We start from the raw sequence: 23,337 nt of genomic DNA on the forward strand, positions 1-23,337 counted from the left end.
TCGGTGAAATTCCAGATTCCACCAATTGAATACACGCTAGTTTTTCTGCCAGCGTGTATCTGGATCCTTTCTTTCCCATACAAAAACTCCCTCTATAGTACACAAGCTTTAATTATTTGCTTGTCTACTATAGAGGGAGTATAGCCGAAGTTGCTTTCCAAGCCGTTTTTTCATAGGATTCGAATAACAATGACACCCACGATCATAATCAGCAAGCCGCCAATTTGCAGCAACGTGACTGGATTTTTCTCAGAGGACAGCCAGCCGAATTGGTCAATTAACAGACTGCCGATCATGAGACCAATCAGCACAATGATCACCGCAAATCCAGTGCCGATAACTGGCACTAAATAGACGTTTCCAAGCACAAATAGCGCGCCAAGCAGGCCGCCGATCCACATCCACCACGGTGGTTTACCATTGCTTCGCTGAAACTTCAATGGCGGCCGAACGACTAAAACAATCACAATCAGCGTCAACGTTCCGACCAGAAAAGAAACGTAGGCAGCTTGAATCTTGGAACCCAGCACCTGGCCTAAATGACCGTTAACAGCCGTTTGGGTGGCACTTAAGACACCCGCAAGAACACCGAATAACCGCCAAAACATCAGGTGCGCTTGTTTGGGTGTTTCTTCTTCAACGGTCTCCAAGCCGGCCTGGCCGGTGACGCGTTCCAGCCAGCTATTACCAGCCACGGTTACGGTCACGCCAACAAGTACTAATAACGCCCCCAGTCCGCGAACCACCGTCAACTGGCTGACGGGTGAGTAGAATAAACCGAAATCGTCAATGATCAGCCCTGCCAGGATCTGCCCTAACACCGGGAAAATCACCGTTTGTACACTACCCAGCTTTGGAAAGAGAATAATGTTGCCCGTCAGGTAAATGACCCCTAACAGACCGCCTAACCACAGCCAAAACGGCTGGGTGCTGATCAGTGAAGTTCCTATTAGCAAGCCACGGTGATCCATGAGTGTCATGACCGCCAGGAAAATCGTCCCGATCCCAAAGGATACCAATGATGCCAAAAATGGCGACCCTAACGCTGCCCGCAAACGTGAATTAATGCTTGTCTGCATCGGCAAGCCAACGCCAATCACTAGTCCAATCAGTATTGCTAACATCTCACCACCCCCAATTAATGCGGGTAGTATGCCCGTTTTACTGATTAAAGTCAACTAAGTCTACTTCCCTGTTCAAACTTAACGACGCATAAATCGGTCAATGGGGAAGACCTTGAAGACAACTGAAATCAGCACGGTATAAATAACGAACGAAATCAATTCCTGTGGAACTCGGGTCGTGAACAGCACGTTCCACGTCATACCATACATGATGTGGAGCCAGAGGCTGTTTAGTAAGAGGTTCCAGCCCATGGTGACGATCAGTGACGCTAAAGCGATTCGCCAGAGTTTTACCGGTTTTTGATAGAAAAGCTCACCAAAGGTATACCCCGTGAGTGCCGCGGTGATGATGAAACCAACGAAAAAGCTGAATTTGGGAAATAGTAGCATCCCAATCAGATAGGCCAGCGCAGTCGCTGCCGCCGTTAACTTTGGTGGGAACAGCCGCGCCATAATGGCAGTAACGATGAACGAAAACGTAATCTTGGTGATCAAAAACTGAATCGAGAAAAAGCTCCCAAGAACAACTTGCATGGCGATTAAAACGCTCATGGCAGCCACAATGTACGCGGAACTCAGCCGAACCTCTTTCATAACCTAACCAACCTCTTTCTCTAAAGAATAATAACCGTTATGCCAACAGTTATAGTCTTATTTAACTATAATTCAAGAGGTATGCCAATAACATTTTAAAATTGGGACAAAAAAAAGCGGTTTGCACCGCTTTTAGGCCGTCAACTGAATCACATATGGCCCGTATTTTTCAATTTTTACAATTTTAATCGGCAGCTCAAACGCTTCACTGAGCAGGGCTTTATCTAAGATAGCCGTTGCTGGACCCGCTTCGAGGAGCTTTCCCCGCTTGATCAGCCACAGTTGATCACTGATCTTCAGCGCTTGGTTGATATCATGCAGAACCATCACCACCGTGATCTGCTTTTCCACATTCAATTTTTGAATCAATTCCATTAGATCATGCTGATAACGAATATCCAAATAAGTGGTTGGTTCATCCAGAAAGAGGTACTGCGGTTCCTGCGCTAAAGCTGCAGCCAGCCAGACCCGTTGCTGCTGTCCGCCAGAAAGCGACGTCAGCGGTCGATCCATAGCGTGCGCTAAATTCACCGTTTCTAAAAATGGCCGTACCTCAGCGTCAGAGATCGTTGCTAACAGTGAATGAAACGGTAACCGACCCGTTTTAACCACTTCTTTAACCGTCATTTCATCATAGATCTGGTGCTGCTGAGTAACCAGCGCAATTTTAGCAGCCCGTTCTCGACGAGACAGTGCTGTTATCGGTTTCCCATCGATCTCAACCGTGCCCGATGCCGGTAAGACTGACCCCATGAGCAGTTTCAGTAACGTGGACTTCCCAGCACCATTTTGGCCGATGATGGCTAAAATTTTACCCTTTGGCACCGTGGCTGTGAAATCCGTAATCAGGTTCTCTGATCCGGGGTAACCGTAATTAACGTGCTTTAATTCCATGGAATCCCCCTCTTTGAACCAGAATGATCAAGAACGGCCCGCCGATCACTGCCATGATCGTTGCAGCTGAAATTTCGCTAGGCAGCACGACGATCCGGCCAATCGTATCAACAGCCAACAGCAGCCAAGCACCGCTCAACATTGAAAACGGCAGAATGGTCTGATAATCGTGGCCAACAAAATAACGGGCAATGTTGGGAACGATAATCCCGATAAATGGAATGGTCCCCGCAACGGCCGTTACATCCGCTGAAAGGTACACGACTAATACCAGCAAGCCTAACCGCATTGCGGTAACGGGCACTCCCACCGAAGACAGCTGTTCATCTGGCAATTTAAGGTCATTGGCCCACGGTGCCATTAACAGAACCGCTACTAAACCAATAAACCCGGTAATCAATAAACTGTAAACTGACGACCAGGTGATGCCGTTAAAGCCTAGTGAAGTGCTGACGTTGATTCCCTTAGTAAACAGTTGGGTCAGCGCCATAAAGGTCAAATTCAGCGCGACACCGACAATGATCAGCTGATACGGCTGCCGTAACGTTTTGCGATTGGCAAGCAGCGCAAACGCAACTAACCCGCCGACTAGCGCCAGCAGCTGTTTTTGAAACGCGAATGCCGGCAGCATCAGACTCCCGATGAGCATCAACAGCTCACCAGCGCTGGTGACCCCTAAAATGGTAGGATCAGCTAACCGATTACGGAACACCGATTGACTGATTGCACCAGCCGAAGCCAGCATGCCACCGGCAATGAGCGCTGCTAAAATCCGCGGTAGCCGAAAGGTCAGCACCGTCGACAAAATAGCCGGCTGGTGGCCCGTCAGCGCTTGCCACAGCTGCGCCAAGGAGTAAAACTGAGTGCCTAACATCAGCGCGAGCATCGCGGTTATAATCAGTGCTATACATATGACAATATATGCCGTGCGTTCCTTTGCCATGCTATTTACTCCCTGGATACAACCATTGCGACACTTCACCTAATGCTTTGGCCGCGTGCATATTAGCCGTGGCATCAAAGTCGGGTTCCTGCAGATCATAAACCCGCTTGAATTGAACCGCCGGCGTCTGACGCCAGAATGATTGCGATTTAAATTCACTGTTAAACTGTTCAGTCACCATCTGCGGCATGGCGTGTTCAAGCCGTAAAATGACCTGTGGCCGCGCCTTTTGAATGGCCTCGTCACTTGGCTGAATGTATTCCTGATTCTTTGAAGCAAAGACGTTTTTCCCGCCAGCAATCTGAACTAAATTACCAACGTACGAACGGTTAGTAGCAATCATATAACCCGCGCCAGGCAATCCCATTAAGATGAGTACCCGTGGCTGCCGCTTACCGTGTGACCGTTGCTTGACCTTAGTAATTGCCTGATTAATTTCTTGGTTAGCTGACTTGGCTTCCGACTTTCGGTCATACTGATCACCCATTTTAGTCACCACCTGCTGTAAATCGCTGACACTTTGCAAATTCAAAAAGTAGGGTTTGATGTGCTGCTGCTTAAATGATTTGCCGAATTGATCTTTCAAAGTGGTGACACTATATACCGCAGTTGGTTTTACGGAAGCAATTTTTTCAGCACTGGGATTCATTGGGTTGCCAACTTTGGTAACGTTCTTGTATCTAGCTGGCATCTTATTGGCCGTATTGGGCACGCCAACTAGGGGTAATTTTAACTTATCAGCAATCTGTACCACCGCATACGTGGTAGCGACGATGCGTTCTTGATGACGCTTTTTTGCTAGCTGGTGGTTCGCGAATAGGCCGCCAACGACGCCCGCAACCAGTAACACGATAATGACGATCAGTGCTGTTCGTCTCGGCGATTTCAAAATTGGCGCCCCCTATTCCTTCTTCTTCATGACAACCAGACTGCCGCCAACGACCACGGCAGCAATCACAACCACGCCTACGATCAGAAACGGTAGCCGTGAACCGGTATTGCTGTGATCCTTTTTATCCGCTTTGGCGGTTTGGGTGCTGTTAGACGGCTGTTTAGCCGCGCTTTCACTGGCAGATTTGCTGGCAGCCGATGAAGAACTGGCAGTCGCCTTTTTACTGGCTGGACTTTTCTTGGCTTTCTGCTTGCCATGACTCAGTTGCGCAATATTGCCCTTCTTAGGCTGATTACTGTTGACTGATTTGCCTTTGTTAGACTGCTTCTTCTTGGTGGTGGCAGCCGCACCAGTCACTTTTGCTGTGGCGGCAGTGGCAGCCGCCTTACCTTTTAAACTCGGTAATCCCTTGGTACTGAATTTAAACGAAATCAAGTGAGTGGCTTTATATACTTTGGGTACGTTAATGGCTAATTTGGCGTTGATTCGTTTTTTCAAATTGGTCGTCGTAAATGAATAGTACAGGTTAGAATTACCCGCATGATCCTTCACCCGGCGAACGTTTTTAGCCGCACCACCGTTAACGGATAGCACTTTAACTGGGTAAGAACTGAGTTTTTTGGCTGTACGAATATGCATCGTTACCACGTACTTGTGGTGGGAAACCTTTACGCTGGCTGGTTTAACAAAGTAGCCACTGGCCATAGACGTTTGATTGGTATTGTATTTTAAAGCTGAATAACTGATTGATTTTGCTTGAGCAGTGGTTCCGCTGGCAGCCAACCCTAATCCCAAGGCGGCTACAGCCAGCAAACCGACTAGCCATTTCATTCGTTTCATCATTTTCCCTACTTCCCATTGAGTGATCATTTTAAGCGTTAGAGAGACCACCTCAGTTAATGAACACTTGAGTGGCCTCTGACTATCAATAATTAAGCTTGTTTTCTTCTGATAATTGCGGTTGCAACAACTAGGATCAAGCTGAGCAATCCGGCAGCTGCGACTGTGACATTTTGCATTTCATTAGTCTGCGGCAACTTGCTGGATGATTTTTGAGCGGTGCCCTTGGTCTTAGAAGCTGGTGTGGCAGCACTGGTGGGTGCGCCAGCAGAAGCGGTGGGTTGGGAACCGCCGTTGGTGTCACCTGCCGAAGTACTTGAGTTATTAGCCTTGGTTGTACCCGTACCATTATCCCCGGTCGCCCCAGTAAAGTTGTAATAAACATCAAAGTCAGAACTAATATTCATCATCGGTACTGAAACATGAATAGTACCCTTGACTGGTGCCTTGGTCAGATCATCGAGGCTAGGTACTGTAAAGCTAAAGCTTGCAGTATAGTCTTTATCAGTCGAACCATAAGTAACGTCGGAGACTTTTTGACCATTGACAGTCAATGGCACAAAACCCTTCGCCGACATTCCGGAGTTTTTACCGTATTGAACGTTCATAGTAACCTTGTAAGAACCATCTGGTTGCTTAGCAACATCAGCTACGTGAGTATAGTATTGGTTAGCTTCCGAAGTTGATTTGCCGTTTGCTTGAAGAACGGTGTAATTCATTTTGGTAATCTTACCGCTATTCTCGTTTAAGGTACTTTGACCGGTTGGAATACCGGACCCGTTTGAAGCAGAACTACTACCTATAGATGAGGAACTGCTTGAACCTGAAAACGATGAACTACTTGAACCTGAGAAACTGCTTGATGAAGATGAGCTACTTGACGATGAACTACTTGAACTCGAAAATGCTGAGTCAATAGACGAAGATGAACTGGAACCACCTTCACCAGGCGTTACACCCGACCAGTCATAAGAAAAATCGCCTACTTCATGCATTCCGGCACCAACATTAATATCAAAAGCAGCCGAAACCGTTTTGGTACCTGCTGGCATTGTAAAATGCAATGAGCTTTTATCAGAACTCAAAGCAGCCTGGCCATTCACTGTCGTCGCTGTTAAGAATTTTGGACCGAAACCTTGTAACTGCATTGTTACATCTGCTGTATCGTTATTCACGACTACGTTAGCAGTAGGAGCAAAAAACTTAGCAGAGATTGACGGTGTCGTGGTTCCAGTTTTATAAATATTCACCGGAACCGTATACGTCCCATCCTTATACGTAGAAGCTTTCGCACTATTGGCACTAAAAGCGCTAACACTTACCAGCGTAAAAATAAGTAATAACGCTCCCCTAAATAACCTTCTTAACCCTTTTTTCTTCATGAATAATTCCTCCGATAAAAATAATATAATGGCTAAACCTAAAATAGCGTTTTCAACTTACCCCCTCAAATTAATGCTGGCCAGACATAAATTAGAAAATATATAAAGTACACCTATATAGAGAATTATAACTCGAAACTACTCATTAACAAAATAAAAAATCGTAAATTGAACTATTTTTCACTAATCTATTGATAACTTAATTTATATTTATCACCTGATAACACGCCATTTATGACCATTTCTAAGTATAAACAGGGTAACTATGGATTAAGGATTTAACTATAAAATATTGTAAATTCAGTTTACAAATCTAACCTGATCTCATCTTATCGTATTAGATTCAACTCGAGCTTTTCTATTCTGAAGGCACGAAAAAAGCCCACCGAAGTGAGCTTTTCATTGATTATCCTAATTTAAACGGCGTAGAAATCGAAACGTTGATCGCCTGATGGCCGTTTGACACACAGGACTGCGCAACGTGACTAAGCAGGTGATGCGACTGCACGTACGCCCTAAATTCAGTTAACTTGGGAACCTGCAACTGAAGCCGATTAGCGGACTGATCAACTTCGATCTTATCAAGTTTACATTCCTCATTTAAGCGCAATATCACCGTTTCTACGATGCCCAACACAAACTTACTGTTGGTGATGTAATTAACGTTGGCTGTTTCCAAATCAAACTTCATTGAACCCGTGGTTAAATCTTTCTGTTCACCATCAACCGTTGCCCGATATGAAACCACGATATCTCTGGTGGTCACCTTGTTTCGAATCTTCAACGTATAAGCAATCATAACTTCATCTCCTGTCACCAGTAAACTGACGGACCAATATGACTCTAACTAACGCGGCATTAAAGAAATGGCCACGAAGCACTAATTTACCCGATCCCCCAAATAATTACACCTACTGCTGACTCACATCTATTATGTTACTAATTTCACAGTAACATTTCAAGCGTTCGCTACCGGTAAGATTCACTATTTTGAATATAGGTAATTTCATCAAAGGAAATCCGTTGCTGCAGTTTTTCAGCTAGGTCCGCGGAAATATCCCCATTCGCGATGGCTCTCTGAACCAGTTCGTACTCAGCGTGGAAGGCCCGCATAAATAGCTGATACACCATATCGGGATCAACGTCGCCGCCACGAATTCGCCGGTGACGGGTTCGGTAGAAACGCCGAACCAGATTAGTTTCAACACCGTTTTCACCGCTATTCTGTTTTAAATAAGTCATAACGGCCTCAAAACCAGCTTCTTCAATTGGTAAAATATCTTCACCATGTTTTTCAAACTGTTCTCGCCAATAGACTTCTTCTAAGGCAACTGGCGCCGTTAAGAAAGCCTCCTGCGCGCGGTGTAAATCTTTATAAAGCGTTCCAATGTGCAAACTAAACCGAATTCGCAGCCAAACGTTCTTCCAAACTTTCTCATCAGCTGAGAAGTGATTCAACTCGAGAAACTTATTATAGTAGGTCATTTCGTCTTTAGTAATTTGACCCTTCTCATACAGATCATGAATCTTTTGACTTTCTACTTTGTGCGTTTGGCGCATAATTTGACGTTCGATTCGTAGATTAGGCGTTGAATCTAGAATCAATTGCTGCTGCAGTGAATCGATGACAATTTGCGCTTCAGTCGGATGCTCCTTTTCCGTAACTAGATCACCAATACCAGCTTGAATCATCCGTCGCAGCCACTTAAACCGGGGCTGGTTGGACTGCTGACTTGGTAACAGTAGCGGCACGAAAATTGTTGGCAGCAGTAAACTCGTCAAGATCACCACGGCTGCGAGAAAAATCAGCGGCCCTCGTAGCAAAAAAGCATGACCATTGACCAAGGTCGGAATGGAAAATGCCAGTGATAACGTAATGGTCCCATTGGCACCGCTAAGTGCCATGACTAAACTATCCCGCCATACGTGATCGGTCTTGGTGCGCCGCTTGAGTAAAAAGCGGGTCCACAATAATCGTAAAATACCTTTCAACGCATACAGGAAAAGTCCTAAAGCCAGTAACTTGGGAATTGTCACTTGCGTATCCGTATGGGCGTTTAGTGCCCGAATTACGTCAGGTAATGAAAGCCCTAAAAGGACAAACACTGTTCCAGACAGGATGCCACTAACGATTTCCCAAACGTTGCTGGTCACCAGCTGCATCCGTGAAGAAGTCAGCTTCAGTTTATCCCGTTCAGATCCCTGAACCATCCCGGCGGCTACCACGGCCAAAATACCTGACAATTCCAGCTTTTCTGCAAGTAAATAAACTAAGAACGGTGTTAACAGCTGAATCAGAACCATGATCAGCGGTGTGTCATCGTTATGACGAATCAAAAATAGCCGAGTGCTAACCACCATAACCCCAATAATGGCACCAAACATCAGGCCGCCTAAGAATTCCCAGGCAAACATGCCAACGGCTGCTTCAATCGAGAATTTTCCCGACATGTAAGCGGCCAAGGCCATATCAAAGATAACGATACCGGCAGCATCATTGAACAGTGACTCGTGCTGCAACGTTTCCGCCTGTTCTTCCGCAATGGGATTCGCTTCGAAAATCGAGTTTACCGCAGACGCATCCGTTGGCGCCACGATAGCCACCAGCGCGAAGCTTAAGCTCAAAGGCAGAACAGCATACAGCGCGTGAATACTGGTCCCGACGATCAAAACAGTCACGACCACCAGTCCAACAGCCAGCGATAAAATATTGGTGATCGACCGACCGATCCAAAACCGCGAGCTGTTCTGCGCTTCGTTAAACAGCAACGGCGCAATAATCGCAAAGGCGAACGTCGACGGATCCAGGTGGAAGCCCGCGTACGCCGGTAACAATGCCAATAGCAACCCTAATATAATTAGGAAAAATGGCAATGGAATAGCCGTGACGTGCCGCGAGAGAATGTTCGCCAGCACGACAACGGCCAAAATAATAATTAATAGTAGTACTTGATCCATGATTTTCCCCTCACCCTCATGCCTTATAAAACTAGTATAACGGTGCTGATGAGATTTGCCTCAAATTTTGTTTGCTGCTAAAGGTATTTTGCATCCCGAACAGGGTCTTGAGAAGTTAAAATCTTCGGCCCATCCTTCGTAATCACCAAGGTATGTTCAAATTGCGCCGATGGTTTGCCATCAGCGGTAACATAGTATTCCCAGGAATGATCAGGCGTTTCCATCGATCGGATCTCGCGGGTACCCAGATTGACCATTGGCTCAATGGTAATGGTCATCCCTTCGCGAAGCCGTAATCCCTTGCCAGCTTCACCGTAAGCCGGCACATCCGGCTGTTCGTGCATGGTGGGCTGGATACCGTGACCAATCAGTTCACGAACATCACCCATGTGATTTTCAGTTTCCACGTACTGCTGAATTGCAGCGCCAACGTCGCCTAAACGATTACCGATCACCGCTTGGTCAATGCCGCGATAGAGCGATTCTCTGGTAACGTCCAGCAACCGCTGACTGGCTTTTGAAATCTCACCAACAGCAAAGGTTCGGCAGGCATCACTCAAAAAGCCGTTCAGATTGACGACTAGATCAACGGCGACCACGTCTCCTGATTTAAGAATCAGCGCTTTTCTGGGTGTCGCATGAGCAACTTCGTCGTTGACGTTGACGCAGGTGGCGTACTTATAGCCTTCAAAGCCCTTTTCTTCAGCGGTGGCACCATGTGCTTCAATGTAATTATCAGCAAATTTTTCGATTTCCCACGTGGAAATACCGGGTTTGATGACCGTTTCCAGGCCGTTTAAGACTCCTGCTAGAACGGCACCTGATGCGCGCATTTGTTCAATTTCCCGTGGTGACTTTAATGTAATCATTTTTTCTCCCCTAAATATAGATTCTTTGATTTATGTTAATACTCAACTGCTTTACGCTTCGCAACCTATTATTATACGCCATACGCCAAAAATCAGTTAAACATACTTACGTCCTAATTAAACTGCGGGCTGGGTCTATGGTAAAACCACTTTAGCCACCGATTTTCCCTGACCCATAGGTTGCACTTGAATCTGGTATGGAATCGTTTCTTGAAGCAGTGTCACGTGACTGATAATCCCAATCATCCGGTTGCTGCTCTCCACGTTTTCCAGTGCTTTCATAGCCGTAGATAAGGATTCTTGGTCCAGTGAACCAAACCCCTCGTCAATAAACAGCGCATCAATGCTGATACCGCCGGATTCGTTTTGGATGGATTCACCTAGTGCCAACGCCAAACTTAATGCAGCGATGAAGCTTTCACCGCCAGAAAGCGTGTGCACGCTTCGCACTTGACCCACATTATCATCGTAAACATCAATTTCCAGTCCAGTATTCTTTTGATAAGCGCCGGCTTCTAAGTGAAGCTGCATGGAATACCGACCGGAGCTCAACTGCTTCAAATGCTGATTAGCAATCGTTAAGATTTCAGCTAACTGGGCTCTCAATACATAACGCTCTAACCCAAGTTTATTATCACCGCCGCCAGCGACAGTCTCAACTAATAACTGAAGGTCATTTAAATCGTCTATTTGAGTTGCCACCTGCTGAGTTGCAGCTTTTATCTGAGTCAAAATATCCCCGTTAACGGTGACTTGTTTCTGCTTATCGTCCGCGTCTTTTTGAAGCACTTTCAGCTGATCATTAAGTTCGTCAAGTTTAGCCTCACTCTGACTTAGATCAACGGTTTGCTTATCACCGACTAATTGTTTGTATGCTGCAACATCCGCCTTCGCAGCGGTGAGCGTCTGCTGGTAATCTTGAATCGACTGCTTCAAGTCAGCAATCTGGTCAAGCTGTCCGATCAGGTCAACAAATCGTTCCATTTGATTAGGTCCTAATTGTTTAGCCACCGCCTGCTCCAATGAACCGGTGATGTCCGTTAGCTTCTGCTGAGTTTCTTTTAAGGAAGCTTTGACATTATTCAAATTAACTTGGGTCGTTGCGACAGCTTCCCTGCTTTTTTGCAGCGCTTGGGTGTTCTCTTGAACTTGCTGCTGATGTTTGGCAACCTGGTTTTGCTGCTGTGCGAGGTAATGATCCAGCTCATTTAGATCTTTAAACTGGTCGGGTAACTGCTTTTGCACTTCGGCTAACTTAGTTTTTGCTGTCTGCTGGGCAAGCTTGGCAGCCTGAACCTGTTCTTTCGCCGTTTGAACACGCTGCTCAAGCGCTTCGATTGCCGTAGTTATATTTTGCTGGTCAGAAACCGCTTGGTCGATTTTCGCCAGCTGCTGGTTCACGGTTTTCAATTCTTGACTAGTTTGCGTTTCTTGGTCGGTAACCTGAGCCAGCAACGCTTCAATTGATAGATTAGCTGCTACTCCAAGCCGATCTTTTAACGCCGTTGCTTGTTCTTGAACCGCTTGTTCCTGCTTAGCTGCCAACTTCTGATCGTTAATTAAATGCGCTTTTGCCTTAGTTTGCTGATCCTTCAACTTTTGCAACGACTGCTCAGCTTGTTTAATCGTTTCGTTATCCACTAACTTCGTTGCTGTGGGAACGTGCGGTGCTGGATGCTCCGTACTGCCGCAAACTGGACAAGGCGTGCCAGGTTTCAATTGACTGGCTAAAACGGTAATCTGACCGGCCAGCCACTGATTTCTCAACTCATCATAATCGCTGCTTGCCTGCTCAACTTGCTGATCAAGTGACGTCAGCTCTGTTTGCGCGACCGTCACCGTTTGCTGCTGTTTTGCCAGTTGATCTTGCTGCGCCAACAAGTCGCTGATCTGTTTTTTAGCCGTTGTCTGAACATTCAGATTAGCGGTTAATTCAGCACTGGTCTTAAGCAGTTCTGGTTGTTTGCTGATTTGGTCATTCAACTGTTTGAGCTGTTCTTGCTGCTTGGTTTCAGCTGTTTGAAGTTGGTTCAGATCGTCATTAGTCTTTGAATAATGCTCAGTTTCCGCCGTCAGCTGCTTACTTAACTGACGGACTTGTTCATACAGTGGCCGCTGTTTAGTCAGAACAGCAATTTCCGACTGGATATTTGCGATCCCTTGATTGGCATCAGCTAACTGTTTCTGTTCTTGACTGAGTTGGTTGGTGGTTTGGTTTTGGGTTGTTAGGTTATAAGTTAAAGTAACTTTTTGCTGTTCTAATAATTGCTGCTGTTTCGTTAACTCCTGCTGCTGGTTGTAAACGTGCTGCTGATCACTGACCCAGCTCAGTGTGGTTAATGCTTGCTGCTGTTGTTTGATCTTAGGCTGGTCAGTTTGAAGTCTCTGTTCCTCTTGCTGCTTGGTATTCAGCTGCTCAATATTCTGGTTCATTTTCCGATCAGTTTCAATTTGCTGGTTCAGTTGATTGACCTGCTGTTGAGCTGTCTTTAAGGTTTGCTTGGCAGTCCCTAACGCGGTTTGATCAGTCTGGTACTGTCCTTCAAGCTGGGTAAGATCATGTTCGCCCTCCGATTGGGTCCAGTGAACCCGTTTCAGTCCGCTGTCAATAATCGACTGGGCCGACTTAATCTTGTCCCGCTGCTGATTTAACTGCTGCTTCAAAGCCGTTGCCCAGCGCTGAAATAACTGCGTTCCAAACACTTTTCGGAGGATGGCTTCCTTGTCACTGCTGCTTGAGACTAAAAACTGTCGAAATTCGCCCTGCGGCAGCAAAACAATTTGCACAAACTGCTTTCGGCTGATCTGCAAAATGTCCGTCAGCTTGCGGTTGATCTCCTGCATCCGGGTAATCTCATCGGTTTTAACCCCGTCTTTATAAATCTTCAGCTTACCTGTGCTGGCGTATTCACGGTTGCCAGTGCCACGCTTCTTAGCCAGCGTCTGCTTGGGCTGCCTGGTCACCTCGTATTCAATACCCTTATGCTCAAACCGTAGGGTAACTTCAGTCGGCTGCGTAGTATCAGCAAAGTCCGACCGCAACGCTGAAGGATCCCGGTCATCACTGGCACTTTCACCGTATAACGCAAAGGTCATGGCATCAAATAAAGTGGTTTTCCCGCTGCCAGTTGGGCCAGCAATCAGAAAAAGTGAAGCGTCTTCCAGCTTGGTAAAGTCAATGGTCTGCTCTTCATACGGACCAAAATTAGTCATTTTTAGTTTCATTGGTTTCATGCCTGACCCTCCTCACTGGCCACTTTCAACGCCGCTTTCGCCCATTTTTCCTGCTTGGGGCTCAGCGGTTCTTTAGCAACTTCTTCATAAAATTCCCCCAGCAACGTCATCGGTGACTTTTGCCGAATCTGCTTACTGGACTCACCGTGGTAGCGCACTTGGGCTTCAAAACCATCTGCCCGTCCTAAAGTAACGATACGGGGAAAGACGTCACGTAAGCGTGCCATCACGTTTGGAATCGGCTGCCGGTCCGTTAGCGTAATGCCCACGTAGTCCTCATGATCCACCGTCTCATCATCGGCTGAAGCCATGAGCTCGTCAAAACTGGCCGTTAGCTGCCTAACATCGTGAATCGGTGTGATCGGCCTGAAGGTCAGCTGAACGGGTGTCTGGTCGGTATCCACGATCCACACTCCCTTCTGCTGACTAGCTTCCGACAGCGAAAACTTAACCGGGGAGCCGCTGTAACGCGCCGTTGTCAGTTGCAGGGCATCTTTACCGTGTAAATGGCCTAACGCCACGTAATCAAAATCAGCCAGTAAATCGGTCGGCACCGCTGCTAAACCGCCAACCGTTAAGTTAGTTTCTGAATCAGTGGTCGAACTGCCAGCCGCGAAGAAGTGCGCCACTAAAAGATGTTTTTTAGCGGGATCAAAATGCCGTTTCATCTCCGTAACCACCCGCTCAAAAGCCTGGTCCAGATGCTGCAAAGAATCGTCGTCAAAATACTGCTGAGCGTCAAAGGGCTCGAAATAAGGGCATAGGAAAAGCTGGGTATCCCCCACGTCAATTGGGGTAAACGCTTGACTTAACGCGGTATGGATGAATAAATCAGTGGTCTTGTACCAGGGCGTCCCCGTTGCTAAGCGAGTGGCACTGTCATGGTTCCCAGAAACGGCGTAAATGGGCAGTTTGTCGGTCAAATTCAGCTTCTGCAGCATCTCATTGACCATAGCCACCGAAGACTCAGCCGGTAATCGCCGGTCATATAAGTCGCCGGCAATAATCATCCCGTCAACTTGTTCATCCTTGGCAATTTGTTCAATTTGATTGAAGGCGTGCTGCTGTTCATCGGTCAGGTCAAAACCGTGGAGCCTGCGGCCAATGTGCCAGTCTGCTGTGTGTAGCAATTTCATTATCATCGATCCCCGTTCGTCTAAGTTGTTTTCATTTTAGCAAATTAACGTTGCCGGCGGAAGAGGAAAGGCGAACATATTTTCGATTTAATTCTGAGCGATTCCGACTTGCCAATTAGCCTAAAGTAGCTTAATCTTCTAAATTGAAAGGAGCTGAAAGTATGCTGCAGACAACCTATTCTTCACCGCTGGGCCAGCTGATCCTCCTAGCCAATTCGAGTTCTTTACTGGGACTCTGGTACAGTGATCAGGCTCATTTAGGTGCTAAATATGCGTTAGCAACCATCCAACATGGGTCGTCGCCGATTCTTCAGCAGACGGCCCAGTGGCTGGATGCTTATTTCAGCGGCCGCAAACCAGCCATTGATCAATTATCTCTAGCCCCTCAGGCAACGCCGTTTCGCCTGCAGGTTTATCACGTGCTAACCACTATCCCCTATGGTAAAACCATGACTTACCAGCAAATTGCCGACCGGCTCACGGCATTAAACGGGCATAAAACTGGCTCAGCTCGAGCTGTCGGTGGCGCCGTTGGTCATAATCCCATCGGCATTATTATTCCCTGCCACCGGGTAGTGGGTACTAATGGGCAATTAACCGGCTACGCTGGCGGACTCGAACGCAAACGGCAATTATTGGCTTTAGAGCACCAATAAAAAGCCTAATTTCATCATACAATGCTATATACATAATGCTTAACAGCAGTCTTTTAGGAGGGTCAATCAATGATTCAAAAAATTGCGGTCTATTGTGGCGCGGCTACCGGAAATTCAGCCATTTATCAAAAAGCAGCCGCTGAATTAGGTCAGTATCTCGCCGACCATCAATTAGAATTAGTTTATGGTGGTGGCAGTGTCGGCCTAATGGCTGTGTTAGCTAATGCAGTGATCGCGGCCGGCGGTAAAGTTCACGGTGTCATGCCCAAAAACTTAGTGGCACGCGGCGCGGCAGCCAACAATATCACCGATATAACGGTGGTTGATAACATGGCCACGCGTAAGCAAAAAATGCTGACGATGGCTGACGGCTGTATCGCCTTACCCGGCGGTCCCGGTACCTTAGAAGAGATTACGGAAGCTTACTCCTGGGCCCGAATTGGCGACAACAATAATCCCTGTGTGTTCTACAATATTAACCACTATTACGATCCGCTAAGGGCCTTTTTTGATCAAATGGTCCAACAAGGATTCTTATCGGCTGAACATCGTAGTAAATTATTATTTGCCGCTACCCTGCCAGCAATTTTTGAGTTTATGAAAAACTATACACCGCCAACTGTTAGAACTAATTATCAAAATTAGCCACAAAGGCTTGCCAAATCAACATTGGCGAGCCTTTTTATTTTAAAAATTTATCGGTTTTAGATATAATCAATTAAAAAGAAGGTGCTTCGATGTAAAAAAGGAGGTTGTCATCATGCTTTCCAATGTGCGTTTTTACACACAGGTACAGTCGGACGTTTCTCAAGGGCTCATTTCATTAGACAGAAAAGCCAAATGTCATCTAAGAGCAACTTGTTCTCAGTTAATTTGTCTCGTCATCTTTTTAGCCTCAACGATTGGTGTCGTAAGCGTCCAGCCACTGGCCTCTATGAACTATAATACTGTGAGCGTTCAGGAAGTACTGGCATCCCCCGCCGAACAGTTATTTATCGGTTTAATTGTTGGCTCTTTTTGCATTGCCTGGATTTTTTGGTTCTGGGATCTTAGATACGAATCACTGGCGTCTCAATACGAGCAGCTTTATCAGCAGCATTCAGAAATGATTAAAACTTCGGCCCCACTAACCGAGCTTAGCGCCCACTACCAGCACCTTATGACGCTGGCTAACCATGCCAATATTACCAGTAACGTGATCATGCTGGCATACGCAGCAGCTATTATTATTTATCATTTGCAGCCTTGAATACCGAGAAGTTGTGATATAACTTGGTAGATTCCAGAATTTAACACCACAAAGCGTTTTCCCAATGGTCTTGATTGGGAAGGCGCTTTGTGGTGTTAAATGGCCGGAATCTGAGTTATGGAGCAGGTTAAGACTATATTAAAGCATCGAAACGAAAGTAAATTTTATGTTGTGCATCAGTCAAGAAATTTGAGTACATGTTTGTCAATATAGACTTATAGCATAATTTTTTTACGCCCAGCATCCCGCTCTATAGAACCAAATGCTTGATTTTGTTTGATATTTTTGCCATACTCGCCGTGAATTTAATCTTTGGAGGTGGGTAGAATGCAAGTAAAACATGACATTACCTATGATGAAAATCGGCACTTAACCCTGGACGCTTACCACGATGGGACACAGCCCTTTCTAGGTCTGATTATTGATATCCACGGCGGGGGCTGGTTCCGTGGTGATAAGAGCAAGGACGCGGATTGGGCAACGCGTCTCGCTAACCTAGGCTACATGGTCCTGGTGCCAAATTATCGCATGACACCTGACGTTTATTATCCGGAACCGTTAGCTGACATGGCGTCGCTGATGGAATGGATCTCGCGCAGTGAATACAATCAAATGCCGATTGGGGTCGTTGGTTCTTCTGCCGGCGGCAACATGTCAGTGGAAATGGCGATTCGTTACGGTATTCCAGCCGTTTCTCTTTCCGGTATTCTCGACATTGACGACTGGCTGGAAAAGCACCAAGACGTTGTGGCAGCTGAAGGTGATACTAGCGGCTTCAACCAGCAAGCCAGTTCCACCATTAATCAGAATGGTGCTAACGATGCCTTCTACAAGTGGTTCGTGATGAACTACTTCAACCAGCGCACTGACGAACTGACAGCGGCCACCCCCGTTCACCGGGTAACCAGTAAGACGGGACCCATGTATCTGGCCAATTCATTAAACGAATTTGTGCCAACCAGCGGGATTCTCACCATGGCGAATGCCCTCACCAACGTTGGCGTGCCATTTGAACTTAACATGGTGCCGGGCACCCGGCACGCGAAGGGCTATTTAGATGACGTCTTTGATGAAACCGTTGATTTCTTGAAACGGCACGTTTTAGTTGAACACGTTGATTTACAGCATTAAACCAAGCTACTGTGACAAAACTTAACGTAAAATAATGCCTATTTCGCAGAAATTGCGAAATAGGCATTATTTGTATCTATCGACTGATGACACAGTCACACTTACTCTCCTAACGCTTCAACGATAGCCGGTTCAATCTTTTCCGGTTTAAACACTGGTGCGTAGCGGTTAATCATCTGCCCATCACGGCCAATTAGAAATTTTGTGAAATTCCATTTGATCCGGCCGTGACCCGCAGTATCTTTCAAATAGGTAAACAGCGGATCTTCATCATCGCCGTTCACTCGAACCTGCTTAGTCATGGGAAACGTTACGCCATAGTGCAATTGGCAATAAGCTTCGGTTTCTTCATCGGAACCCAGCTCCTGGTGAAACTGGTTTGATGGCAGTCCCAAAACTTCAAAGCCCTGATCATGATACTGTTTGTACAGTCTTTCGATACCTTCTAATTGTGGCGCTAATCCGCATTTGCTGGCGGTATTAACGATCAATAATACTTTGCCGCGGTAATCGTCAAACTTGATTGGCTGACCGTTCATTTCAGTTTCTTGAAAATCGTAAATTGTGCTCATGCGTAAACCTCCCCCTTTATTTGATTGTGTGCAATTAATATACCGCTTTCAGCTATTTCTTACAAGTTATAGACTCACTAAAAGGGAGCTGTGAAATAAGTCTACTGATAAAAATCTTATCTGGTTTCTTGACTGAAAGGCAACTTAAAATTTGCGTTTGTACAATACTTTAATCTAGTCTAAACCTGCGCCACAACTCAGATTCCGGCCACGTAACGTAAACAAGCCACTCCGACAAAAACGTCGAAATGGCTTGTTTACGTTACATTCTGGAATTTCCTGAGTTGTGTTACACGCTCTCAAAATTCAATTTAGCTTTGTGAAGCACCGGTTGTTGCGTCGGTATCAGATGATTCTGGTTCTGGTGCCGGCTGCTTAGCTGGTGTTGCATCGCCCGCTGCTGTGTAGCCAGCTTCAGGCTCTTCAGACGCACCGGTCAAAGCATCGGTGTCAACCGGTTCCTCTGGAGCTGCCGGAGCAGCATCCGCGGTTGAGGCAGACGCCCCGCTAGTGGCATCCGTTGCTGGTTTAGTAGCCGGTTTTTCAACTGACTTAGAAGCTGAAGCACCACTGGTTGCGTCGGTTGGATCTGAATGTTTCGAAGCACCAGTAACGGCATCGAGGCCGGTAATTGGTGACATCGGTACAGCGTCCGGATCCTTAACCAGCTTTTGACCAGTTGCCGCTAAGTAGTATTTCAAAATTGGCATGATATCGATAACCAATTCGTTGACCCCGCGGTAACGGCGGTTTTCATCGCGCATTGCCCGGTAGTAGTGCATGACGTGCTGGTTAGGACCGGTTTGAGCAGGCATTGAAACAACGTCGCTCTCACCTGTCCGCAGTGCGTACAGCACCTGCTTAACGTGTTCAATAACCCGGTCTGGGTGAACGGCGCTCAATGGATTCCCAACTTGGTCAGGGGTTCTGGGTGCCAGCATGTGTGCGGCGTCAGCGTTCTTGTTGTAGTAAATGAACTGGTTATTATCGTCAGCAAAGGTTAATTCGCCGGCCATTGAGTTCAAGAAGTAATTCAGCTGGTCAACTGTTAGGAGACCACGATCTAACTTAACGTAATCGCCGCCAGTAGCAGCGTGGGTCTTTTCAGCGGCTTTTTCCACCCATTCTGGATCAGTCATATCAACGTCTTCAACGGTGGTGTTTACTGGATGTTTCGAATCCATATCTTCTTCGTGGGAATTCTTTGGATCTGGGGCATCCATCATTTCAATCACCTTCATAAACGTTAAGAACTTCTTCATTACTGAGTCGAGAAAACCAACTGTCCGGGCATCCTTTAAGTTGCCGTCTTCATCAAAGGCTTCCTTGGCGTTACTCAACAGGAATTCGTTACCAGGCATCACAAACGCGTTAACACCTGGGGATTCCAAGATCTGCTTCAAGTGTAACTGGGCCCGTGAAGAACCTTGGGTATGGTATGAAGCCCCAACGATCCAGACCGCCTTGCCGTTTAATGGATGAACGTTGTTTGATAACCATTCAATGACGTTCTTCATGGCTGCTGGAACGGTGTGATTATGTTCTGGAGTTGCCAAAATAACACCGTTAGCGCCGGAAATCTTCCGTGCTAATTCATGAACCACAGGGTTGTCGTTGTGATCCTCGTCTTCGTTGAACACTGGGACGTTATTGATATCTAAGAGTTCAATGTCAACTGACTTCTTAAAGTGGTTACGGATAAATTCCAGTAACATCCGATTATATGATTGTTCGCCGATTGAGCCGGCGATTCCAACTAATTTAACCATTATTTATCATCTCCTGTTGTGCCGTTATCCCAAGAAAATGTCGCTGCCGCGTGCTCGTGGAGCTTCTTAGAATTATCCAATTGATCAGTTAAATCAACAAATTCCAAGAAGTCGTCAAATAAGCTGTCCAGCTTCTGTGATTCGGTGGCTGACTTTAAGTCGCCATTGTCGTCAAAGGCTTGTAATGAATGCCCTAATAAGAACTCTGAACTAGGCAGTACAGTCGCCTTGAGTTCCGGTGAATCCAAGATTTGACGTAGCTGTGCCTGTGCACGGGAAGCACCTAAAGTCCCGTAGGAGGTCCCAACGATCATCACTGGTTTGTCCATCAGAGGATGGATCCCGTATGACAGCCAAGCTAACGCACTGGATAAAAGTGCCGGAATCGAATGGTCGTATTCAGGTGTGCCGATGATGACCCCATCGGATGCCTCGATCTTTTCAGCAATATCGCGTGCTTGCTGCGGAATAAAGACTTCCTTGGTCTTCTTGAAGATCGGTAAACCTTTCAGTTCAACGACTTCAATGTCAGCATCATCCGCATAGCGTTTTTTCATATACTGTAATAACTTACGGTTGGTTGATTTAGCGGTATTCGTACCGACAAGTGCCACAAACTTTTTCATCTGTTCATTCACCCTTTCTAACGGCCTTTGCAGGACTGATTGCGAGAAGAAAGCGGACCAATATCAAGACCGTTTGTGAAAATTCATACATGAATATTTAGTCCTTTACTCACCTAATATCATACCACGAATAAGCCTCTTTTTTAGTGAAAACCTGCTCTTTTTTAAGAAAATTATATATTTTTAGAATACAAAAATATTAGGATAGTATCATTTTATGGAAGCGGTTAATGACTCCCACTTTAAAATTTCACTTGCATTACCCGTCGAAACGACATATACTCGATAAGTCGTTCTGACCTATGGGAGGTTACTATGTATGAATTACTGATCCTTGGCATGCTCATGTCCCGTGATATGTCAGGTTATAAATTACGGGATGTACTGGGCAGCGCGCTGGTTCCCCAGCGACAGATTTCCAACGGCGTCATGTATCCGGTACTGTCAAAACTGGAAGCTAATGGCGATATCGTCTTCAACGAAAATCCGCAGGACCCGCGCAACAAGAAGCTGGCCCACATTACGGCTGCCGGCAAGGCCCACTTCTATGAGCTGATGCAGCAGCCCGTGGCAGACGGTGCCCGCAGCGAATCGATTTACCGGTTCAAATTTCGCGGGCTGTTCGCGGTGACCCTAGAGCAGCAGAAACAAATCCTGCAAAACTACAATCATAAGATCCAAGAAGACCTCAACATCTACCGTGAGGTTCACGAGCACTTATTAACGTTATTAGCAGATCATACCTTGAACGCGGCGGCTTTAAAAGCCGGTCTTCGTTCCATCAATCTCAGCATTGCCATTTGCCAAACCAAACTGGACTGGGTGACACAATATCTATTCGAAATTCAAAATGAGGAGCAAAACAATGACTCAAAAAACTAGCGTCAAACAGTGGATCGCTTTAGCCGCCATGGGACTGGGTGTCTTCATGGGACTATTGGATGTCACCGTTGTTAACGTCGCGCTGCCAACCATGGTGCGTGATTTCAATACCACTTTTACCGATTTACAATGGGTGTTAAACGCCTATACCCTGGTCTACGCTGTTACCCTGATGATCATGTCAAAACTGGGTGACATGTATGGCCGGAAGAAAGTTTTCCTCGGTTCATTGATCCTATTCGTGCTGGCTTCTGCCGTGAACGGGATGGCTTCCAGCCTACTGATTTTAGACATCGGCCGTGGTGTACAGGCCATTGGCGGTGCCGGGATGATGTCTTTGTCAATGGCACTCGTAGCCTCCAACTTTGCGGGTAAGGACCGCGGTCTTGCCCTGGGTATTCTGGGTTCCATCATCGGGGTTTCCTCCGCTTCCGGTCCGCTGATCGGCGGCTACTTAGTGGAACACTTCAGTTGGCCGGCAATTTTTTACGTCAACGTGCCGTTTGGTATTCTGGCAGTTATTTTAACCGTCATCTACGTACAGGAAACCCCTAGTTATGGTAAGAATCAGAAAGTGGATCTCTTGGGTATGCTGCTGTCGGCTCTCGGTTTATTTGCGATTATTTACGGTTTGATCGTCAAGGAAGGTCATCCGCGCTGGACCTGGACAGATGTTCGGGTCAGCAGCTGGCTGATTGGCGGCGCCATCGTTTTGATCCTCTTCATTTTCGCTGAAACCAAGATCAAAGACCCCATGGTCAACTTAAAGCTGTTCAAGAAACCGCACTTTATCGGCGTGGTCATTGTCGCCTTTACGTTAGGTGCCGGCTTCTACGCTTATAACACCTTTTTGACCGCTTTAATGCAAAATTACATCGGTTACTCCGCCACTCAAACCGGGCTGCGGCAGCTGACCATCAGTGTATGGTCACTGATCCTTGGCCCCATCGTGGGAATTCTCAGTGCCCGCTACTCGAAAAAATGGATGATCAGCATCAGTATGTTCATCGGCGCTATCGGCTTTTGGCTCATGGCACGGGCAATCAGTCCAACCGTCAGTTTCACTGATTTGTGGCCCGGCATGGTTGGGATGGGGATCGCCAACGGGATGGTCAACCCGCTGCTGAACACCGCCGGTATGGAAGGCATTCAAGCCAACGAAATGGGAATGGCTTCCGGTTTACTGAACGTGTTCCGGCAGCTGGGAACCACCATTGGTGTCGTCGGCCTTGGACTGATGCAGGATAATCAATACGAGAGCTACCTCAACGGCCACCTGTCTTCAATCCACATGCCTGCTCAAGCCCTCAGCGGTTTGAAGAAGGCCCTGGTTGATGCTGGGCCGTTCTCCGGTCACGGGATCGCCTTTTCTAACCGGTTGAGCCACGCGCCCTTCGCGCACGATTTCCAGCAAATCGTCATCAAGGCTTATGATAACGGCATGGCAACCGTTGCAATCACCGCGGCCGTCATTGCCGTCATCGGCGGTGTTGCTGCTGCCCTCTTGTTGCAGCACAACCCCAAGTCCGCTGATATTACAATTAAAGAACAAGATTAAATCACAAAAGAACCGGATTACCAGCACA

The 23,337-nt window shown here is 46.7% G+C and carries 21 protein-coding genes; 6 read left to right on the forward strand and 15 right to left on the reverse strand.

Annotated elements, in window-relative coordinates; all coding sequences use genetic code 11:
• Nucleotides 1-170: 170 nt before the first annotated feature.
• From JUE95_RS11105 to JUE95_RS11160, 12 genes are all read right to left on the reverse strand, one after another.
• Nucleotides 171-1,124, reverse strand: coding sequence for a DMT family transporter (locus tag JUE95_RS11105; RefSeq protein WP_203651584.1), 954 nt, complete (start codon nt 1,122-1,124; stop codon nt 171-173).
• A 78-nt stretch (nt 1,125-1,202) separates the two neighbouring features.
• The gene (locus JUE95_RS11110; protein WP_235995466.1) at nt 1,203-1,718 is read right to left on the reverse strand and encodes a folate family ECF transporter S component; all 516 of its coding nucleotides are present in this window, start codon (nt 1,716-1,718) and stop codon (nt 1,203-1,205) included.
• Nucleotides 1,719-1,850: 132 nt separating this feature from the next.
• Nucleotides 1,851-2,612 carry an ABC transporter ATP-binding protein gene (locus tag JUE95_RS11115; protein ID WP_203651585.1) on the reverse strand — a complete coding sequence of 254 codons (762 nt, stop codon included), beginning with the start codon at nt 2,610-2,612 and terminating at the stop codon, nt 1,851-1,853.
• Entirely contained in the window at nt 2,593-3,555 is a 963-nt protein-coding gene (locus JUE95_RS11120; protein ID WP_203651587.1) for a FecCD family ABC transporter permease, read from the reverse strand. The genes JUE95_RS11115 and JUE95_RS11120 overlap by 20 nt, the downstream gene beginning before the upstream one ends.
• 1 nt (nt 3,556) lies before the next feature.
• On the reverse strand, nt 3,557-4,444 hold the full coding sequence (gene isdE, locus JUE95_RS11125) for a heme ABC transporter substrate-binding protein IsdE (protein WP_203651589.1): 888 nt from the start codon (nt 4,442-4,444) through the stop codon (nt 3,557-3,559).
• A gap of 12 nt (nt 4,445-4,456) precedes the next feature.
• The gene (locus tag JUE95_RS11130; protein WP_203651592.1) at nt 4,457-5,290 is read right to left on the reverse strand and encodes an NEAT domain-containing protein; all 834 of its coding nucleotides are present in this window, start codon (nt 5,288-5,290) and stop codon (nt 4,457-4,459) included.
• An 89-nt stretch (nt 5,291-5,379) separates the two neighbouring features.
• Nucleotides 5,380-6,669 (reverse strand): NEAT domain-containing protein, encoded by a 1,290-nt coding sequence (locus JUE95_RS11135; RefSeq protein ID WP_203651593.1) that lies wholly within the window; start codon nt 6,667-6,669, stop codon nt 5,380-5,382.
• Between the two features lie 406 nt (nt 6,670-7,075).
• Nucleotides 7,076-7,468 (reverse strand): hypothetical protein, encoded by a 393-nt coding sequence (locus tag JUE95_RS11140; RefSeq protein WP_203651594.1) that lies wholly within the window; start codon nt 7,466-7,468, stop codon nt 7,076-7,078.
• Between the two features lie 170 nt (nt 7,469-7,638).
• Entirely contained in the window at nt 7,639-9,627 is a 1,989-nt protein-coding gene (locus tag JUE95_RS11145; protein ID WP_203651595.1) for a cation:proton antiporter, read from the reverse strand.
• A 77-nt stretch (nt 9,628-9,704) separates the two neighbouring features.
• Complete coding sequence (gene map / locus JUE95_RS11150; RefSeq protein ID WP_203651597.1) at nt 9,705-10,496, reverse strand: type I methionyl aminopeptidase; 792 nt, start codon at nt 10,494-10,496, stop codon at nt 9,705-9,707.
• 135 nt (nt 10,497-10,631) lie between these two features.
• Nucleotides 10,632-13,730 carry an AAA family ATPase gene (locus JUE95_RS11155; protein WP_203651602.1) on the reverse strand — a complete coding sequence of 1,033 codons (3,099 nt, stop codon included), beginning with the start codon at nt 13,728-13,730 and terminating at the stop codon, nt 10,632-10,634.
• Nucleotides 13,727-14,866, reverse strand: coding sequence for an exonuclease SbcCD subunit D (locus tag JUE95_RS11160; protein ID WP_203651603.1), 1,140 nt, complete (start codon nt 14,864-14,866; stop codon nt 13,727-13,729). The genes JUE95_RS11155 and JUE95_RS11160 overlap by 4 nt, the downstream gene beginning before the upstream one ends.
• A gap of 161 nt (nt 14,867-15,027) precedes the next feature.
• Here JUE95_RS11160 and JUE95_RS11165 point away from each other — a divergent pair, with 161 nt between their 5' ends.
• From JUE95_RS11165 to JUE95_RS11180, 4 genes are all read left to right on the forward strand, one after another.
• Nucleotides 15,028-15,522 carry a methylated-DNA--[protein]-cysteine S-methyltransferase gene (locus JUE95_RS11165; RefSeq protein ID WP_203651604.1) on the forward strand — a complete coding sequence of 165 codons (495 nt, stop codon included), beginning with the start codon at nt 15,028-15,030 and terminating at the stop codon, nt 15,520-15,522.
• Nucleotides 15,523-15,594: 72 nt separating this feature from the next.
• Nucleotides 15,595-16,167: an LOG family protein gene (locus tag JUE95_RS11170; RefSeq protein ID WP_203651637.1), complete on the forward strand. Its 573-nt coding sequence runs from the start codon at nt 15,595-15,597 to the stop codon at nt 16,165-16,167.
• Between the two features lie 115 nt (nt 16,168-16,282).
• Nucleotides 16,283-16,771, forward strand: a complete 489-nt coding sequence (locus tag JUE95_RS11175) for a hypothetical protein (protein ID WP_203651605.1) — start codon at nt 16,283-16,285, stop codon at nt 16,769-16,771.
• A gap of 318 nt (nt 16,772-17,089) precedes the next feature.
• Complete coding sequence (locus JUE95_RS11180) at nt 17,090-17,902, forward strand: alpha/beta hydrolase (protein WP_373305689.1); 813 nt, start codon at nt 17,090-17,092, stop codon at nt 17,900-17,902.
• Nucleotides 17,903-18,003: 101 nt separating this feature from the next.
• Here JUE95_RS11180 and JUE95_RS11185 read toward each other — a convergent pair whose 3' ends face one another.
• From JUE95_RS11185 to JUE95_RS11195, 3 genes are all read right to left on the reverse strand, one after another.
• Complete coding sequence (locus JUE95_RS11185) at nt 18,004-18,474, reverse strand: glutathione peroxidase (protein ID WP_203651607.1); 471 nt, start codon at nt 18,472-18,474, stop codon at nt 18,004-18,006.
• Between the two features lie 311 nt (nt 18,475-18,785).
• A complete protein-coding gene (locus JUE95_RS11190) occupies nt 18,786-20,243 on the reverse strand; it encodes an NADPH-dependent oxidoreductase (protein WP_203651609.1) in 1,458 nt (485 codons plus the stop codon).
• A complete protein-coding gene (locus tag JUE95_RS11195) occupies nt 20,243-20,869 on the reverse strand; it encodes an NADPH-dependent FMN reductase (protein WP_203651611.1) in 627 nt (208 codons plus the stop codon). Before JUE95_RS11195 ends, JUE95_RS11190 begins: the two co-directional genes overlap by 1 nt.
• Nucleotides 20,870-21,184: 315 nt before the next feature.
• Between JUE95_RS11195 and JUE95_RS11200 the strand changes: the two genes are divergently transcribed.
• Nucleotides 21,185-21,751, forward strand: a complete 567-nt coding sequence (locus JUE95_RS11200) for a PadR family transcriptional regulator (protein ID WP_203651612.1) — start codon at nt 21,185-21,187, stop codon at nt 21,749-21,751.
• Nucleotides 21,720-23,309: an MFS transporter gene (locus JUE95_RS11205; RefSeq protein ID WP_373305688.1), complete on the forward strand. Its 1,590-nt coding sequence runs from the start codon at nt 21,720-21,722 to the stop codon at nt 23,307-23,309. The genes JUE95_RS11200 and JUE95_RS11205 overlap by 32 nt, the downstream gene beginning before the upstream one ends.
• The last annotated feature ends 28 nt before the right edge of the window (nt 23,310-23,337 follow it).

Origin of the sequence: Secundilactobacillus yichangensis, assembly GCF_016861565.1 — a bacterium.
In the GTDB taxonomy this organism is placed as follows: Bacteria; Bacillota; Bacilli; order Lactobacillales; family Lactobacillaceae; genus Secundilactobacillus; species Secundilactobacillus yichangensis.

Coding starts and splice junctions, on each gene's coding strand:
- JUE95_RS11105 (WP_203651584.1), bottom strand. CDS start 1,124: ATGTTAGCAATACTGATTGGACTAGTGATTGGCGTTGGCTTGCCGATG.
- JUE95_RS11110 (WP_235995466.1), bottom strand. CDS start 1,718: ATGAAAGAGGTTCGGCTGAGTTCCGCGTACATTGTGGCTGCCATGAGC.
- JUE95_RS11115 (WP_203651585.1), bottom strand. CDS start 2,612: ATGGAATTAAAGCACGTTAATTACGGTTACCCCGGATCAGAGAACCTG.
- JUE95_RS11120 (WP_203651587.1), bottom strand. CDS start 3,555: ATGGCAAAGGAACGCACGGCATATATTGTCATATGTATAGCACTGATT.
- JUE95_RS11130 (WP_203651592.1), bottom strand. CDS start 5,290: ATGATGAAACGAATGAAATGGCTAGTCGGTTTGCTGGCTGTAGCCGCC.
- JUE95_RS11135 (WP_203651593.1), bottom strand. CDS start 6,669: ATGAAGAAAAAAGGGTTAAGAAGGTTATTTAGGGGAGCGTTATTACTT.
- JUE95_RS11140 (WP_203651594.1), bottom strand. CDS start 7,468: ATGATTGCTTATACGTTGAAGATTCGAAACAAGGTGACCACCAGAGAT.
- JUE95_RS11145 (WP_203651595.1), bottom strand. CDS start 9,627: ATGGATCAAGTACTACTATTAATTATTATTTTGGCCGTTGTCGTGCTG.
- map (WP_203651597.1), bottom strand. CDS start 10,496: ATGATTACATTAAAGTCACCACGGGAAATTGAACAAATGCGCGCATCA.
- JUE95_RS11155 (WP_203651602.1), bottom strand. CDS start 13,730: ATGAAACCAATGAAACTAAAAATGACTAATTTTGGTCCGTATGAAGAG.
- JUE95_RS11160 (WP_203651603.1), bottom strand. CDS start 14,866: ATGAAATTGCTACACACAGCAGACTGGCACATTGGCCGCAGGCTCCAC.
- JUE95_RS11165 (WP_203651604.1), top strand. CDS start 15,028: ATGCTGCAGACAACCTATTCTTCACCGCTGGGCCAGCTGATCCTCCTA.
- JUE95_RS11175 (WP_203651605.1), top strand. CDS start 16,283: ATGCTTTCCAATGTGCGTTTTTACACACAGGTACAGTCGGACGTTTCT.
- JUE95_RS11185 (WP_203651607.1), bottom strand. CDS start 18,474: ATGAGCACAATTTACGATTTTCAAGAAACTGAAATGAACGGTCAGCCA.
- JUE95_RS11190 (WP_203651609.1), bottom strand. CDS start 20,243: ATGGTTAAATTAGTTGGAATCGCCGGCTCAATCGGCGAACAATCATAT.
- JUE95_RS11195 (WP_203651611.1), bottom strand. CDS start 20,869: ATGAAAAAGTTTGTGGCACTTGTCGGTACGAATACCGCTAAATCAACC.
- JUE95_RS11200 (WP_203651612.1), top strand. CDS start 21,185: ATGTATGAATTACTGATCCTTGGCATGCTCATGTCCCGTGATATGTCA.
- JUE95_RS11205 (WP_373305688.1), top strand. CDS start 21,720: ATGAGGAGCAAAACAATGACTCAAAAAACTAGCGTCAAACAGTGGATC.